Below are 17,342 nucleotides of genomic sequence, written 5' to 3'. Positions count from 1 at the left end.
CCCCCTTACTCTTCATAGCTTTCTAATCGTGCATCAAAGTCTTCCTCTGATTCGTTGAAACGCATAACATGGATATCTTCTGGTTCAAAAGAAAGACCTACTTTACTTCCTTCTTTGGCTTTCTTCGTTGAATGAACCATCCATTCATTGTGTTGTTCATCAAAACAAATAATTTCATAGTGTACGCCACGGAACAGCTGTGTGTCTACGGTAACAACTAATTTTCCTTTGTCTGGTGTCGTAATATTCAAATCTTCTGGGCGTAAAACGACTTCAACTGGTTCATTGGGACGCATTCCACCATCTACACACTCAAATTGTTTCCCAACAAATTCGACTAAGTTGTCCTCAATCATCACACCATCAACAATATTACTTTCTCCAACAAAATCAGCAACAAAATGATTAATCGGCTCATCATAAATGTCCACTGGTGTACCACTTTGAACAATTTTGCCTTTATTCATAACAAAAATTTCGTCACTCATTGCCAAAGCTTCTTCTTGATCATGTGTTACAAAAATAAAAGTGATTCCTAAACGTTGTTGCAATTCACGCAATTCATATTGCATATCTGTTCGTAGTTTTAAATCCAAAGCAGATAATGGCTCATCAAGTAACAAGACTTTTGGCTCATTAACAATAGCGCGTGCGATCGCAACACGCTGTCTTTGTCCTCCAGACATTTCACTGATTTCTCTCGTTTCGTACCCAGGAAGCTGAACCATTCTTAACGCATCCGTCACTTTTTTTCGAATTTCATTTTTAGGCATTTTTTTAATTTGTAATCCAAAAGCAACATTATCAAAGACGTTCATATGAGGAAATAACGCATAGTCTTGAAAAACCGTATTTACTTGACGTTTGTTTGCGGGAAGATCGTTCAGTCGTTTCCCTTCAAAATAAATATCTCCTTCAGTAGCTTCCGTAAAACCAGCGATAATTCGTAAAATCGTTGTTTTCCCACATCCCGAAGGCCCTAACAATGTATAAAATTTCCCTTGCTCAATTTCAAAACTAACCTTTTTTAAAATTGTTTCATCGTCATAGCGTTTCACTACTCGATCAAACGCAATAATTGGGTTCCCCACTTCTTCATACCTCCAATTTATAAATACGATTTTGTCGCAACAATCAATACTTTCGTCTTGGTCGTCAAATGATTTCTCAACTGATGTTGCTTTGTCGCTTGATAATAAACAGATTGACCTGCTTTTGCAAAATAACTCTTCTCACCTAAGGTTAACTCTAACTCCCCTTCTAACACAAAAATAAACGTTTCGGATAAAGAAGGTTCAAATGTCTTATACTCACCAGCTGACTCAAACGTCAAGAGAACTGGTTCCATTTCTTTTTCATTTGAATCAGAAACTAACCATTCTAATTCATAACCGTTTTCTTCATCAAAATAAATCGTATGATCTTCTGCTGAATAAACGATTTGCAAACTTGATGCTTCTTGGCGGAAAAATTCTTCTGGTGAGACACCCAAGACTTCAAGTATGGAAAAAAAAGTTTCCATTGATGGCGAACTCAAGTCTCTTTCTAATTGAGAAATATAGCCTTTTGATAAATCTGTCCGCTCGCCAAGTTCTTCTTGCGTCAAGTTCTTTTGAATTCGTAAATTTCGTAACTTTTCCCCGATTTCCATTTTTTCCTCCATCAGAAGTTTTCTAATAGTAAACTTAAAGTTTACAATCACCTGTATTAGTATACGAATTTTGACAAAAAACGCAACCCTTTCTGTTTATTTTTTTGGAGAAAAAAGAATGCGGGAAAAAAATAATTTTACAACTACAGCATAGAAAAATTTTTTCAGAATGCATTCCTCATTTTTTATAAAAAGCTTAGAGAAAGAACTCCAAAAAAAATGATGCGTTTATGGTATGATATAAGAAAATTTTGAGGGAGGTTTCATTTTATTATGGAAACTTTTAAAGCTTTTCAAGTAACAAAGGATCCAACATTTCAAGCAAAGATTATTGAACAAGAACCCATTGAACTAACAGACAATGAAGTACTTGTTGAAGTTGCTTATTCAGATGTTAATTATAAAGATGCTTTGGCTAGTAGCGAATCTGGAAATGTGATTCGGACTTACCCGATGACACCTGGCATTGATTTAGCTGGAACTGTTATCAAAAGTTCAACTGAACAATTCTCGCCCGGTGAAAAAGTTTTAGTTACTGGTTACGGACTAGGTGTTACTCACCCCGGTGGTTACAGTCAATATCAAGCGGTTCCAAGTGAATGGCTAGTTAAGTTACCTGAACGATTAAGTACACGTCAAGCAATGATTTTAGGAACAGCTGGATTTACTGCTGCTCTTGCAGTAAATGCGTTGTTAGAACAAGGAATGAAACCAACGAATCACGTATTAGTTACCGGTGCTTCAGGTGGTGTGGGTAGTGTGGCAATCGCTTTGCTGCATAAATTAGGTTTTACAACTATCACTGCTTTTTCTCGAAAAACAACTGCTGAATCTTGGCTAACAAAATTAGGCGCAACACAGGTTATTCAGCCTACAACTTTTTTACCAGAAAAAACAAAACCGTTAGCGAAACAAACAGTTGATTACGTGATTGACACGGTTGGTGGCGCTCAATTGAGTCAACTTTTGCCTTTGATTTCTTATAATGGTGCGGCTGCGCTGTGTGGCAATGCTAGCGGAATTGAATTGAATACGACCGTCTTACCTTTTATTTTGCGAAATATTCAGTTGATTGGAATCGACTCCGTCAATGTTCCCCATGAACAACGAGAAAAAATTTGGCAATCCTTGGCAGAACTAGCAATTACAGATGACTTGCTGGTCACAGAAATTTCACTTACCCAATTACCAGAAACGATTGCTCAATTATTAGCTGGAACACATCAAGGAAGAACTTTAGTTCATGTAGGTGAAAAAGAATGAACATTTTAATAACTGCTGGTGGCACTACGGAAAAAATTGATCAAGTACGTGCGATAACCAATCATTCGACTGGTCGACTAGGCAAACAAATTGCAGATGCTTTTTCGAACAATCCCGAAGCAATCATTGATTATGTCACTACCAAAAACAGTGTGTTACCTGAACCAAGTGACGCGATTCATCTCCATATGATTGAATCGACCCATGATTTATTAACGATTTTAGAAACATTGTTGCAAGCAAAAACCTATGACGCAATCATCCATAGTATGGCCGTCAGTGATTTCACTCCAAGCCTCAGTTTGTCAAAAGAGCATTTTATCGAAAGTTTTGGTACAAATAAAGTAACTGAAACTTCTTTTGATAACTGGTTGACTCAAACAAAACAAGCTGACAGCAACTCAGTCAAAAAAATTTCTTCTGACACAGATCAATTAGTCATTGTTTTAGAAAAAACACCTAAAATTATTAGTTATTTGCGGGATTGGCAACCTACTGCGTGTATTGTTGGGTTTAAGCTACTTGTGGATGTTTCAAAAGAACACTTACTAAAGATTGCACAACAGAGCTTGGTGAAAAATCAAACTGATTTTATTTTAGCCAATGACTTAACCGAAATTTCACAAGAACATCATCATGGATACTTACTCGCAGCAGATGGAACCATTGCTGAAGCTTTTACGAAAAAAGAAATTGCAGACCTGATTGTCGCAAATGTTCAAAAAAATAGAGGAGATGATTAAATGAAAACTGTTCTACTTGGCATTTCTGGAAGTATCTCTGCCTATAAAAGTGCAGATATCACTAACCAATTAATGAAGTTAGGTTATCAAGTCGAAGTCATCATGACTGAAAGTAGTACCCATTTCATTACACCATTAACTTTACAATCTTTAGCCAAACGTCCAATCCATACAGATGTCATGCAAGAAGCAAATCCTAAAGTAATCAACCATATTGAACTAGCAAAACAAGCTGACCTCTTTTTAGTTGCTCCGGCAACAGCGAATATCATCGGCAAGCTAGCAAATGGAATTGCAGATGATCTATTGTCTACTGTTGCACTTGCTTTGCCTGAAAAAACACCTAAATTGATTGCGCCAGCCATGAATACAACGATGTACACAAATCCAATCAATCAGCGAAACTTAGCTACTTTGAAATCCGTTGGTTATCAAGAAATCGAACCAAGAGAATCGCTACTAGCTTGTGGTGACTTTGGTAAAGGTGCCTTGGCAGAAGTCCAAATAATTATTGATCAAGTGTTATTACATTTGAATCAGCGAACAACGTAGAGGAGGAAAAGTGATGAAAAACACTAAAAATTTCACTTTAACCGCAATGTTTTTAGCCATTCTGATTTTATTAGCAGTCACACCACTTGGATTTATTCCGATTGGCCCAATCAACGCAACAACGATGCACATCCCAGTCATTATTGCTTCAATTGTTTTAGGACCAAGATTGGGTGCATTCCTTGGTGGCGTTTTTGGCTTCATCAGCTTAATTCGTAGCACAATTATTCAAACACCACTTTCCTTTGTGTTTTCACCTTTAGTCCCTGTAATTGGTACTACTCAAGGTAGCTGGAAGGCATTGTTAGTTGTGTTTATTCCACGAGTTTTGATTGGAATCGTTCCCTATTTTGTTTATATGGGATTCAAACGTTTTTCTAAGAGAAACACTTCGCCTGTCGCATTATTTATCGCAGGATTAGCCGGTTCACTTACAAATACGATTTTAGTAATGAATTTGATTTATTTTTTATTCCAACAAGATTATGCGCAAGTAATTGGTGCGAATACCAATGCAGTCTATTCAGCGATTCTGGCTGTGATCTTTACTAGTGGTGTTCCTGAGGCAATTGTTGCGGGACTTGCTACTGCTGGTGTAGCAAGCGTATTGCTTAAATTGGTTAAGACGAACCCTACGCAAGAATTGTAAAAAAAGGTTGTGGCTCCAAGCGTTTAGCTTCAAGCAATAAGAATACTTTTCTAAAAATAGCTTCTCATATTTTTATGAAAAGAGGACTTATTGCCGAAGAAGCTGCTTGGGGAACACCGTGATTAAGGTTGTGGTTCCAAGCGTTCAGCTTCGAAAAAATAATGAGCAACTGACAAAAATAGCTTTCCATATTTTTGGACAGTTATGAATTATTTCGAGAAGTTGCTTGGGGAACACCGTGATTAAGGTTGTGGCTCCAAACGTTTAGCTCTGAAAAGATAGTGCGCAGACACTCAAAATAGCTTTCCATATTTTGAAGTGGGTGCAAACTATCTTGAGGAGTTATTTTGAGAACACCGTGGTTAAGGTTGTGGCTCCAAACGTTTAGCTTCGAAAACGATCACCCTGAATGACTAGTCTAGCTTTTCTCACATTCATTAAACAAAATAAAGCAATAAAAAAGAAAGCCTTCCCAAACATTTACTTATGTTTAGGAAGGCTTATGCTATAATCAAATTTGACAGTGAAGTTGAATGACGGTGGTTACTTTTCGAAAGGTGGTGGTGCTTATGAATGTAAGTACTGGACGCTACGAAAGGAGTAACCTTTTTGTCCGCATAGGAAACAATTCAAATCATTCTCGGCTTTGGTATGTTTACCATCGCATTGATTGGTTTGATTGTGGCTGTGCTTAAAAACGACAAAAAGAAATAGCCGTCACTTTAGCGAGACGACTAGCTATTTCTTTTTGATATAGGAATGTCTTTGCCACCGTCTTTAGCGGTGAAACTCAAAGATGATTAACTTTACTCCCGTTTTTTTATTGTTCATTATGTATTTGATTTTTAATAGTTACTTTCCAAATAGTCGAAAACTATTTTCTTCGATTATTTTTATAGTATTTTATAAACAGCAATATTACTACAAAAACAGTCGAAAAGATCAGAAAATTTCTCATCGGAAACATATACGTAAACTCCTATCATCTATCTTATAATCATTACATTATCAGATAGCACATTGTGTTTGTGAATCAAGGCTACAAATGGGAAATTCTGCTGTTAACGTCAGTCGAACACCACCTTTTGTTCTACCTTTATTAATCATAACTTTAATGTCAGCCTGTCCTTGATTACAACGATTACTTAATATCCCAGCTCCAATAATAACACCGACGACAGCCCCCATAACTCCACCAATTACCGCTCCATAGGCTGCCCCATTCACAGCAAATCCTACAGCGGCACCGCCTAAATAATCTCTTAAGTTTGCTAAACCTGCCTTAGTGGTTGCGTACTCATTAATACCACCATTCACAAATTTTTCTGACCATCCATTACCTAATGGTACTATATAATCACCTAGAGTTTGAACTGCATAGCACATTTTGACTTCAGCACCATCATATTTTACTATAAGTGATTGAATCAAGTCTATCGTTTTTTGTGATTCTTCGTGAAAAGCTATTTGTTCTTTCATTTCTGGACTATTGATTTCATTAACAAATGCTTTGTAAAAATTATTTGAGTCAAGTATGGTTATCTTCTCTGGTTGAAACATTTTATTTGTTTCTATACTATCATCATTTTCTGAAGCATAGATAACTTGAGAAGTACCTGGGGCTAATATACTCAGTAGCAACATACAAGACAACATCGTAATAATTAGTTTAACTTTTTTCATTTTAACACTCCCCTATATTTTTCGTAAACGTTTACAAAAAAAATATAGCATACAGCTATTACTTCTATAATTAAATAACTCACATTATAAGGTAATATTTCATAGTCAGAAAGAATTAAATTACGCAGAGAGGATACTGAAAATTTGCTAGACTTTATATAAATATCAGTTTATTAGTTTGTTGGCTCCAAATTAAGTCTAGACTAACATTCTTAGACTATTCAACTCATTTTCTACTTTGATATATTATCTTTCTTTTTCATTCCCTTCCAAGGGTTAACACTGAACATTTAAATAACTTCGTGTTACTATGGGTGCGAAAGAAATTGAACTGAAAGGAAGATTCCTATGAACATTTTTGTTGTCGGTGCCAATGGTCAAATTGGTCGCCATTTAATCGAAGACCTTGCAAAGACTGACCACCAAGTTACTGCTGGTGTTCGTAATGTTGCCAAACAATCACTCGTTGAAGCAAATAACGTTACTTACGTTTCATTTGATTTGACTTGGACAGTAGAAGAAATGAGCAACACTTTTAAAGAAATCGATACAGTTATTTTTGCAGCTGGCTCTCAAGGAAAGAACTTATTACAAGTCGACCTTGATGGTGCAATCAAAACTATTCGTGCAGCAGAACAAGCTGCAGTGAAACGTTACCTGATGATTAGTGCTGTTTTTGCAGATAATCCAGCAAACTGGCCCGATTCAATGATTGACTACTACATTACAAAACATTATGCTGATGAGTGGTTGAAAAATCAAACGACTTTAGATTATGTGATTATTCAACCAGTTACTTTGACCAACGAAGAAAAAGTTTCACACATTCAATTAACTGCGCCTGGTGAACAAGCTGCTAAAACAATCAGTCGCCAAACAGTTGCTGCATTTTTAAGCCAATTAGTAGATACTTCCGCTTTTTCGCGAAAGACAATTGTTCTTTCTGAAGGAACTGAGGAAATTGCAAAGACACTAGCTAAATAGCAAAAAAATAAAGGTATGGCGAGTAGTTGCCATACCTTTATTTTTTATTTCATAAGTGTTAATTCATAAATTGGATCATAGGTGATACTTGCACCGTCATTTACGAAATCATTACTTGATCCTAGTAATACTTTGTTCACTTCATAATTAGATTGCGCAGAATTGATTTTTTCTAGGACTGAATTTTTTATTGGTCCTTCTTCACTTACTCGGTTCCAATGATGAATCGCAATATTTTTCGCTTGTTCTAAAGTAAATCCTTTTGCTTGCAAAATAGCCGTTTTTGTCCATAAAAAGTTTGACGGCACAACATGATTCAAATCATCTTCATTATATGTTCGCCCATCTCGATCCAAAGCATATAAAAACATTCCATATAATTGATGGTCTGCGGTAAATTTTGCTACTTTGTAGATATTACTTGTTTCATAAGGTTCTTTTGTGTCGTACCAACGGTTGTTGTCTTGCTCTTCAGGAAATGTCAAACCTGGCATAAAGCGCTCTTTTTCAATGACATTGGTATAATCATTGATTGCGCGTTGTGTTCGTGTGTCATCCGAGCCGTACTGTTGGTATCCTAAATAAGTGAAACTTGATGCAACATCTTGTAAAGGTGCCAAGTTGGAACCATTTGTGTCGTAAACAAAAACGGTCCCATTATTCGCTAGTGGCCCAATGTATTTCGCTAATGCTTTGATTACACCATCTGAAAGAGCAATGTCTGTGGCGCTTGGGAAAGTTTCCATATCAATATCAAGCCCATCAATACCATAAGCGCGTACATGTTCATCTAGTAATTGATTCGCATACGCATCAAATTCTTGTTCTGTTGGAAACGAACCAGCATAAGGGACTTTTAGCAATTCTGAATAATCAATTGCCTTGGTCAATTTCACACCGCGTGCATGCAGGTTAGGTACATAATGTTCTTTCAATTCCTTAAAAAAAGGTGCTGCTTTTTCTTCTTCCCCTTTTGGTACATAACTAAAGATGTTTACAATGTCGATCCCATAAGGAATGTCATCCATTGTCAGCCAATTTTCATCAGGTAAACTAGTGTTGACACCGTGCATCGTTTTATCGCGCCAAGCTCGATAGTAAACCATCGTCTGTGTTGAATGTTCTTGTTCTTGTCCATGAACTGTTACAGGAATAAAAAGTGTCATAGCAAAAAAAACGAGTGCAGCAAATCCAAACTTCATTTTCTTCATTTTGTTTTCTCCTCTTTTTCTGTAAAACATTCCGTCAAGCAGCATTTAACTATTCATTTTCCACCTAAATTCAAATAGTGAAAAACCAACCCACAATACGTCATATTCGCCCAAGAAAACCATTCTCTCGTATAATTCTCGGGATTATCCACATCAACTCCCTCATGACACTGCAAAGTTCCAGCGTCGTTTTTAGCAATTTGATCAATTTTTTCTTCAACAAAGTTACGATTCGTTGAAGTCAAGCCTTCCATCGCAAGTGAAATTGGCCAGACATAATTTGGTGGTGTATGTGGACTGCCAATTCCTGCCAAGTAGGTTCCAGAATAATAATAAGGATTTTCTTTACTTAAAATTTTCTGGCGTGTTGTTTGATAAAGCGGATTGTCTTCTTTCATGTAACCTAAAAACGGTAAAGATAATAAGCTAGGAACATTTGCATCATCCATAAATAAATGATTTCCTAAACCATCTACCTCATATGCATAATAACTTTCACCATTTTCGTCATTTAAAATAGCAAATTGTTGGACACCTTTTGAGATGTCTTCTTGTAATTTCTGGATTTTTTGACGTAATACTTCTTGGTCTTCTTTCGGTTTCACTGCTAATAATTCCAGCAATTGATCCAAGATAACTAGAATAAATAGATTTCCTGGAACAAAGTAACCATAAGTGCATGCATCATCACTTGGACGGAAGCCACTCCAGACCATTCCAGTATAATTTATCGGTGTTCCTCTTCCTTCTCTCGCTAAAGTATCTGATGGCGGACAATTTGTACGTTGGAAAAGATAATCTGATGATTCATGGTGCTGTTCCGTAATAAAAGTGTCAATTGCCAACTCAGCGACCGCCCAAAAATCAGGAGTCAAATGTGCTTCATAACCCGTTTTTTTGTAGAGATGAAACGCTAAGAAAAATGGTGCACATAATGAATCAATTTCAAATTTTCTTTCCCAAACTAATGGCGAAATTGGAATATTCGACGTGTCATTACTGTAATGACCACCACCAACTTCTTTGTTAAACGCATTAGAATAAGGATCATGTTTGATATACGTTAATTGTTGCTTCAATACGCCATGAATCAATTGTTTGATTGTCGGGACCTCATGGACAATTTCTAAATATGGCAAGACTTGAAAAGTTGAATCTCTTAGCCACATGGCAGGAATATCACCTGTAGCAACAAAGATTTCGCCATTTTCTCTCACAGAAACCGTATTCGTAATTGTATCAACGAGTGCATGTTGAAATAACTTTGTTGCTTTTGCATCTTTTAAATTGATAGTCATTGCATATTGTTGGATTTCATTGATTAAGTCTGTTTGATTGATCACGTCACTACTCCATTTCTTTTTGATTGAAAAAAATGCCATACGTTCGAATTTCACCTGGCTTGAAAGCACTCATCGGTAAAGTAGTCACATTTTCGCTTACCGAATCAATTACTTTCCCTTCCAAGTTCAGTAATTTTACTTCAGTAGGTGCATCAAAAGAGAGTTTACCTGGTGCTGTTTGTGCTACATCTGTTGGATTATACAAACGTAATTCAATCCCTGTTCCATCAATCGTTGCTTGAAGACTACTAAACACAACTGTCAGTTCATCGATGGTTACTTTTCCACGTGGGTCTTCAATAAGTGATTTTGGATTGACTGGGAAATATTGGATTGGTGTTGTAAAACGATTCAGTTCCTGCGTCTGATAGTCAAGTGCTTCTTGTGTTGTTTCTAAATAGTTGGTTTGTAACTTCTGGCTATCGAAAAATTCATCTAAAACAAGGCTGCCTTCGAACACAACTGTACCTACTAATTGGCTATCTGGTGTTGGAACAACTTTTGTTTGAAGTCCAGAGGCATCTCCGGGTCTTCGCAATGTATCTGGACGTCCCAAGTAGCCCACACCACGGAAAACAGTGATTGCTAATTGCTGCCTTTCGCCGTCGATTACTTGAAAATCTTTCGTACCTCTAGTTAAAAATGACCAGCTTTCTTTTTCATCATGGAGATTGGCAAGATGTAACATTGGTCGCATACTTGTCGGTTCTTCTTTATACCCGATTTCTTTCCAATCAGGTAAATGTTTTTCTTCTATTGGACGTTTTATTATGCCAAATGGTGTATCACTTGTAGAAACCACGGCCTTTGTTTTTGTTGCAATCATCAAACGTAAGCGATGATCAAGCACTTGATTATCCAGTGTTAGATGCACATCAATCAAGTTCGTTTGCTTATTGCATTCCAGAACCATCGTATAGCTGACTGTTCCATCTGTTACTTGTTCTTTTCGTGAACATAGGTCAAAAGGTAATGCCCATTCTCCCTCAATCGTCATTCGACTAATCAAGTCCCCTTGCTCAACCATTGCTTGGTTATGCTGTGAAAAATCAAGTTTTAAGAACCAATCATTAAACGCTGGCGAATAATCATACGTGTCCCCTTCATCGCCACTGTCTTCAAACCATAAGAAATCATGGTACCATTTCTTCAATTCTTTTGAATAAAGGTTCAGTTTTCCTTCTTTCAATTGGATAACATACCAGTCATTTTCTAACTCCGTTGCTTTTGTGAGCTGTGGTACACTTGCAGTTGTTTCTTCGACCGTAAAACAAAGCCAGCCCATTGAAGGTAATGTACACTCGATTGCTACTTCACTTACATAATAATGTTCATCACTCATTGCCTCAGGATCTCTTCTCAAGAGTGCGGCATTTTCTCGTTTTTGACTTAACAGTTCAACTTCAACCGGTTGTCCCTTTTGATCGACTAATGAAAAAGTAGCTGTTTTAGTTGAAAGTGCTACTTTACGAATTGTTGTTAACTCAAAGGGTAACGGATTCCAAAGAAAAACTTGATTGTCTTGTCCGTGATTTAAAGAAATACTTAGTTTCCGCAATAAATAGTCAACACAAGACTGAGCTTCTTGCAATCCATTAACCCCACGCAAATAAATGTCTTGATTTGTTTTATCGCTATTACAACCGCCTGCGCTATCATGAGCTTGTCCTCTAGCAACGATTTTCCATAGACTGGTAATCAGTCCTTGTTTAACAGGAATACCGTGATTTGCTGCTACGACAGATAGTGGTTCTAATTGGTAAGTCAAGCTACGTTCTAATCGATCATAAACCTGTTTCAAATCATATCTAGAAGAATAAATGCCACGATGAATTTTTGAATCAGATGGTTCAATAAATTCTCCAGAAAGTTCAGGAAGTTTTTCTGATTCGTTTTCTAAAGATTTAAAGAAAACCGGATAGTTGCTTTCAATGAATCGAGTAGCTTCTTCACTTTCTTGATTGGCTAAACTGATTCGTTGTTTCAAATCAAAGTCAACTGCTCGTTGGTCGCCACCAACAGGTAACAAATGGGTCTCACTCGGTGTCTGTGTACTGATTTTTTCTGCAAGCTCATCAAATTGATTTTGCTCAACCAATTCCACACCAGCATAGTAACCATTTTTAATATTAGCTGTTAGGACTTTTGAACCATCATTACTTGACCAGTAAAAATAACGGGTATTCGCTTCTCTTGGCATTCCTCGCCAAAATAATGCATGAGAAATATCAAATCCTTGATAAATTTTGGGCATATCTTGTCCTTGTCCAAAAGAATCTGGAAGATAACCAACTCGCATCACGCCACCTAGTGCTTTTGCTTCTGTAATTCCGATTTTTAGATTACGAACAATTGATTCACCTGAGGTAGTCATTTCATCAATTTGTGTAAACCATGGCCCAATAAATAAACGTCCTGCTGTCACAAATTTTTTGATTTCTACTTCTTTTTCTGGAAATAAAGCTAAATAATCTTCGATGATCGACATTTGACCATCTAACGTATAATAATCTAACTGATTCGTTTCTAAAGCTTCCAAAACTTCATCCATATGGAAAATAAATTGAACGCGTGCTTCTTGACGGGTAAAATACCATTCAAAATCCCAATGGGTATGTGCGACAGTGTAAATGTCTTTCATGCGTGCCACTCCTCTATTCTTCTACAATTCATGTTATTATTCAGCTGAATGCGCCATTAATTGATCGGCTGCTCGTTCTTGTCGTTGATTCAAAATGACAAAAGGTGCATACATAATGATGTCTAAGACAACCAATACAAAAGTCAAGATTACTGGACTGATATGGAATGCGCCTAAGACCCAAGTGCTAATAAAAATTGGTTCATTTCCTGAATTCAAAACAACTAATGGTACGACCCAGCCAAGTGAAGTCACCACATAGGCAATTACTGCATTGACAATTGGTACAACAATCCACGGAATAAACATCAATGGATTTAAAACAATTGGTAATCCAAAAATAACTGGTTCATTAATACCAAAGCATCCAGGAATCAATGCTAATTTAGCAACTTCTCGTTCTTTCTCACCTTTTCTCGTAAAAATCAACATGGCGATGATCAAGCCAAAGGTTGCCCCTGAACCACCAATCATTGCATAGACATTCGTCATTGTGTTTGGTGCAATTGAAATGCCAGCAAAACTTTGTGTTTCTGCAAATTTGGCAACATTTTCTAAGAAAACTGGTAACCAAAATGCGGAAACAACTCCCCAAACAATATTAAAACCATGTAATCCTAAGAACCATAAAATTTGTTGTAATAAAATGACAATAATGATTGCAGGCAATCCTGTTCCAACAGTCAACAGTGGTTTAATCAATACTTCAGAAATCATTTGTAACAATGAAACATATCCTAATGATTGGATTACAATGCGAAGAACACCAAAAATCAATAATACTTCACTGATTGGAATCAATGAGAAGAAGGAATCAAAAACATTTTGTGGGACATTTCCAGGCATCTTGATTGTAAATTTGCTTCGTGTAAACCGAGCAAATAAAGCAACGGCAATCATTCCAACAATCAACGCAGTAAACATTCCTTCATAACTGAAGAAAGAAGAAGCAAATCCTTCGATAATTTCCGCCTTAGAGTCGAGATAATTCACATTATTTGGTACCATTACAAAGTAAGCAGATAACGCAAGTAATGTTGCAATAATCGGATTTAAACGTTCATTTTTTTCTTTATGTTTTAGTTCAATTGCATAAGAATAAGCTGAAGAAAAAACAACAATAATAGCAACGATTCCTAATGTAGCATTTCCTAAGTAACCAAATAAATTACTGATATTTGTTAAAATCGCATTATCGATTCCTTGATTTTTAATCAACGCATCGATCTGCATTTTAATTAAATTTGAAAATGAGCCAACAACAGTAAACGGGATGGTGCGGACAAACGCATTTTTTACAGCTTGTAAAATAGTATTGCCTTCAACCCAAGCTGAAACTTTTAACAATGGTTCTTGAAGTTTTTGTACATCAAATTTCATAGTAATACTCCCTTTTCTACTTTTTAGAGAAAACGTTTTCTGATTTAATTATATACAACTAAGATAATTTGTAAACATTTAATTTCATAATTATATATACAAATTATCTATTTTATATTAAAATGTGTATACAAATAATAAAAAGTGAGGTTTACAAATTGTATAAATACCGTGAAATTTATTCAGATATCAAGCGTGATATTCTAACAAATCATTATCGTGCTGGGACTTTATTGCCTACCCAAGAATTTTTTGCAGAAAAATATGATGTTTCTCGTATTACGTTAAAAAAAGCACTATCTTTATTAGAAAACGAGGGATTAATATTTAGTAAGCAAGGATCTGGTACATATATTCGTCCAACAATTGAAAATAATACAAGTGAATTACTCCCTTTAGATCTGCCAGTTGGGGTAACTTACTCTCATCGTGATCAAGAAATCAAAAGTAATATTTTATTTTTTGACGCGCGTTTGCCTACAGAAGAAGAACAGCAAAATTTATCTTTAAATAAAACAGACCCTGTCTATGAATTTAAGCGTGTCCGTTTATTGAATGGTCAGTATTATAGTTTTGAACATGTTGTTATGCCTGTTGCAATCGCACCTATCACCGAAGAAATACTGCAAGGATCTGTCTATGATTATCTAGGGCATGAAGCCAAGTTGCAGCTGGTTGATGCGCGTCGAATTGTTTATGCAGACCAAGCAAATGAAGAAGTTAGTGCCTCTTTAAAAATCAAAAAAAATGATGCTGTATTGGTGATTGAGCAAATTGGTTACGATCAAAAAGGACGAGCATTTGAATTTTCAAAATCCTATTTTATTAGCAATCAAAGTAAGTTTGTTTTGGATGTACATTTAAAAAAATTGTGAAAGAAGTGTCCAGTCCCGATAAATAAGAATAAATTACCAGAAATTGCTGCTCACATTTTTGAATAGTTTAGACTTATTTTGAAGGAGTTACTTCTTGAACATCGTAAAAAAGGTTGTGGCGCAAAGTGGTTAGCTTCAAGTAATAAGGAATCTTTTCTAAAAATAGCTTTCTATATTTTTATGAAAAGAGGACTTATTACCGAAGAAGCTACTTTGGGAACACCGTAAAAGGTTGTGGCGCAAAGTGGTTAGCTCCGAACAGATAGCGAGCCGTTACTCTAAATAGCTATCCACACATACTTAGTTATAAGACCTGTAAAAAATAAACGGAACTGGGGCAAAAGTCGCCTAAATAGAAAAAACGCCTAAAATTCGTTTTTGAAAACGTTGATTTTAGGCGTTTTTTAAATTAAAAAATGTGTTAAGAACGACTGGACTTTTAGGTTTATCCCAGTCTCGTTTGTCCTACTGATTACTAGATTATAAAAAAACATTTTAAACAAAAAAGCTTGGGGCAACTGCTACCCCAAGCTCATTTTTAATTTTCAGAAACGAATTTAGCTGCTTGTTGACCAGCTTGACGTCCAAAAATAATAATTTCTGCTACTGAATTTCCACCAATTCGGTTATCTCCATGTAAGCCACCAGTTACTTCACCAGCTGCATATAAACCTTTAATTGGTTCATTATCTGCATTTAATACTTCTGTATTGGTATTAATTTTCACACCACCCATTGTATAGTGGATTCCTGGTGCGATTTTGATTGCATAATATTTTGGTTTTGATAGGTCATTATCCATTGCAGTTGTACGATTAAATTGTGTGTCATTTTTATCTGCTACTTCACTATTCCAAGTGTTAACTGTAGTTGCTAATGTTTCTTCAGGAACGTTGATTGCTTTGGCTAACTCTTCAATGCTGTCACCAGCTGTAACATAGCCTTTTTCATCATAGAAATCAATTGCTTTCGCGCGGTCGCGTACACCTTGGTCAAAAATTAAGTAAGCTGATTTGTCTGGTAAAGCAGTAATTGCTGCTGATACTTTATCACGAGTATCCATTTCATTTACAAAACGTTCACCATCGTTATTGACAAGAATTGCACCCTCACCACGGACAACTTCGCCAATCAAAACACCTTTATCTTGCTGAACAGTTGGATGAATCTGAATTTTATCCATATCCACTGCTTGTCCGCCAAGTTTTTCAATCATCTTGATTCCATCACCAGTTGAACCTTCTTGGTTAGTTGTTACATAGCCTTTTAGGTCTGGACGATATTCTTCAATCAACTCTTTACTTGCACCAAAACCACCAGTTGTTACGACAATTGCTTTTCCAGTGATTTCTTTTGGTTTTTCGCCTTGCACTTGAACAGTTACTTCATTCACTGTACCGTCATTTTTCTTGATATCTGTTACGTCTGTGTTTACAAAAATTGGAATCTCACGTTCATGAACGTTTTTCAAAAGACCTTCAACTAGGTACCCACCAATTGCAGAACCATCAGATGGACGATGTGTACGTTTTTCACTCATTCCACCAGTAATCGTTAAGTTATCTAAAGTAATACCATTTGTGTCTAACCAATCAATAGCGTCTGCTGAATGATCAACAAAGTAGCGTAACATTTCTTTGTCGTTCGTTCCTCCGCCACCTTTTAATGTTTCTTCATAAAACGCATCATTTGAATCTGTAATGCCATCTGCTTTTTGGAATTTTGTTTCAGAGGCATTCATTCCGCTTGAAGATTTTGAAGTATTTCCGCCCGCAACTGGCATTTTTTCTAAAATCACGGGATTTAGACCAGCATCTTTTGCCTCAATTGCAGCAGTCATTCCAGCTCCACCAGCACCAACAATCACTAGATCATAGGAATCTTTCATTTCTTTTGGATCAGTATATGCTTGCTCAGATGCACCAGAAGACACATCTGTTGTCTCTTTTGTACTTGAGTTTGATGATTCTTTTGAAGCTGAATTATCTGATGAACAGGCGCTCATCGTGATAACAGATGTAACAATAAATAAACTCGCTAATAATTTTTTCATTTTTTTCCTCCTTTTTCCCAAAGCCCATTATAAGTGAACAAAATCACAATAACAACTGCTATGAGAAAAATTTAAAAGTCATCTAAAAAAATCAGACACTACCAAGTATTTGATAAATAAAAACATAACATAATTTTTAATCGACAAAAAAAGTTGTGACAATCGTCACAACTTTTTTTGAAGTCTTTATCAGGTAATTACTCAAACAGATAATAAACTATTTTTTTGGTTATTCTTATTTACTCGAAGATGGATGCTTGAAGCCACAACCTTATCCACGGTGTTCCCCAAGCAGCTTCTCTCAATAATTCATA

14 protein-coding genes and 1 pseudogene are annotated in these 17,342 nt (G+C 36.2%); 7 read left to right on the top strand and 8 right to left on the bottom strand.

The window, feature by feature from the left end:
• Positions 1-5 precede the first annotated feature (5 nt).
• Together IGJ76_RS02685 and IGJ76_RS02680 are read right to left on the bottom strand one after the other, a co-directional pair.
• Positions 6-1,091: an ABC transporter ATP-binding protein gene (locus IGJ76_RS02685; protein ID WP_067481551.1), complete on the bottom strand. Its 1,086-nt coding sequence runs from the start codon at positions 1,089-1,091 to the stop codon at positions 6-8.
• A gap of 17 nt (positions 1,092-1,108) precedes the next feature.
• A complete protein-coding gene (locus IGJ76_RS02680) occupies positions 1,109-1,651 on the bottom strand; it encodes a helix-turn-helix domain-containing protein (protein ID WP_067481550.1) in 543 nt (180 codons plus the stop codon).
• 273 nt (positions 1,652-1,924) lie between these two features.
• On the opposite strand from IGJ76_RS02680, the gene IGJ76_RS02675 reads away from it, so the two are divergent.
• The 5 genes and pseudogenes from IGJ76_RS02675 to IGJ76_RS02655 all read left to right on the top strand — a co-directional run.
• Positions 1,925-2,914, top strand: a complete 990-nt coding sequence (locus IGJ76_RS02675; RefSeq protein ID WP_285700947.1) for an acryloyl-CoA reductase — start codon at positions 1,925-1,927, stop codon at positions 2,912-2,914.
• Complete coding sequence (locus IGJ76_RS02670; protein WP_067481546.1) at positions 2,911-3,657, top strand: phosphopantothenate--cysteine ligase; 747 nt, start codon at positions 2,911-2,913, stop codon at positions 3,655-3,657. The genes IGJ76_RS02675 and IGJ76_RS02670 overlap by 4 nt, the downstream gene beginning before the upstream one ends.
• Positions 3,658-4,209: a phosphopantothenoylcysteine decarboxylase gene (gene coaC, locus IGJ76_RS02665; protein ID WP_067481544.1), complete on the top strand. Its 552-nt coding sequence runs from the start codon at positions 3,658-3,660 to the stop codon at positions 4,207-4,209.
• A 13-nt stretch (positions 4,210-4,222) separates the two neighbouring features.
• Positions 4,223-4,858 carry an ECF transporter S component gene (locus IGJ76_RS02660; protein ID WP_430596714.1) on the top strand — a complete coding sequence of 212 codons (636 nt, stop codon included), beginning with the start codon at positions 4,223-4,225 and terminating at the stop codon, positions 4,856-4,858.
• 621 nt (positions 4,859-5,479) lie between these two features.
• Positions 5,480-5,572, top strand: a pseudogene (locus IGJ76_RS02655) (putative holin-like toxin); the annotation flags it as partial.
• Between the two features lie 294 nt (positions 5,573-5,866).
• Here the strand turns inward: IGJ76_RS02655 and IGJ76_RS02650 are convergent.
• Complete coding sequence (locus IGJ76_RS02650; RefSeq protein WP_270344661.1) at positions 5,867-6,541, bottom strand: glycine zipper family protein; 675 nt, start codon at positions 6,539-6,541, stop codon at positions 5,867-5,869.
• A 348-nt stretch (positions 6,542-6,889) separates the two neighbouring features.
• Here IGJ76_RS02650 and IGJ76_RS02645 point away from each other — a divergent pair, with 348 nt between their 5' ends.
• A complete protein-coding gene (locus tag IGJ76_RS02645) occupies positions 6,890-7,525 on the top strand; it encodes an SDR family oxidoreductase (RefSeq protein ID WP_067481539.1) in 636 nt (211 codons plus the stop codon).
• 44 nt (positions 7,526-7,569) lie between these two features.
• Here IGJ76_RS02645 and IGJ76_RS02640 read toward each other — a convergent pair whose 3' ends face one another.
• The 4 genes from IGJ76_RS02640 to IGJ76_RS02625 are packed head-to-tail and all read right to left on the bottom strand — an operon-like array spanning position 7,570 to position 14,100.
• The gene (locus tag IGJ76_RS02640) at positions 7,570-8,736 is read right to left on the bottom strand and encodes an EndoS/ChiA family endoglycosidase (protein ID WP_071868818.1); all 1,167 of its coding nucleotides are present in this window, start codon (positions 8,734-8,736) and stop codon (positions 7,570-7,572) included.
• A 53-nt stretch (positions 8,737-8,789) separates the two neighbouring features.
• A complete protein-coding gene (locus tag IGJ76_RS02635) occupies positions 8,790-10,118 on the bottom strand; it encodes a glycoside hydrolase family 125 protein (RefSeq protein ID WP_086270606.1) in 1,329 nt (442 codons plus the stop codon).
• Positions 10,084-12,720 (bottom strand): glycoside hydrolase family 38 C-terminal domain-containing protein, encoded by a 2,637-nt coding sequence (locus tag IGJ76_RS02630; protein ID WP_071868816.1) that lies wholly within the window; start codon positions 12,718-12,720, stop codon positions 10,084-10,086. Before IGJ76_RS02630 ends, IGJ76_RS02635 begins: the two co-directional genes overlap by 35 nt.
• A gap of 36 nt (positions 12,721-12,756) precedes the next feature.
• Positions 12,757-14,100, bottom strand: a complete 1,344-nt coding sequence (locus IGJ76_RS02625) for a PTS sugar transporter subunit IIC (RefSeq protein ID WP_067481531.1) — start codon at positions 14,098-14,100, stop codon at positions 12,757-12,759.
• Between the two features lie 158 nt (positions 14,101-14,258).
• Between IGJ76_RS02625 and IGJ76_RS02620 the strand changes: the two genes are divergently transcribed.
• Entirely contained in the window at positions 14,259-14,975 is a 717-nt protein-coding gene (locus IGJ76_RS02620; RefSeq protein ID WP_071868815.1) for a GntR family transcriptional regulator, read from the top strand.
• Between the two features lie 538 nt (positions 14,976-15,513).
• Here the strand turns inward: IGJ76_RS02620 and IGJ76_RS02615 are convergent.
• Entirely contained in the window at positions 15,514-17,028 is a 1,515-nt protein-coding gene (locus tag IGJ76_RS02615; RefSeq protein ID WP_067481520.1) for a flavocytochrome c, read from the bottom strand.
• Positions 17,029-17,342: the final 314 nt, after the last annotated feature.

This window comes from Enterococcus sp. DIV0175 (genome assembly GCF_050529075.1).
GTDB classification, from domain to species: Bacteria; Bacillota; Bacilli; order Lactobacillales; family Enterococcaceae; genus Enterococcus_B; species Enterococcus_B thailandicus.
The sequence above is the reverse complement of the archived record's forward strand: the minus strand, read 5'-3'. Positions and strand labels throughout refer to the sequence as shown.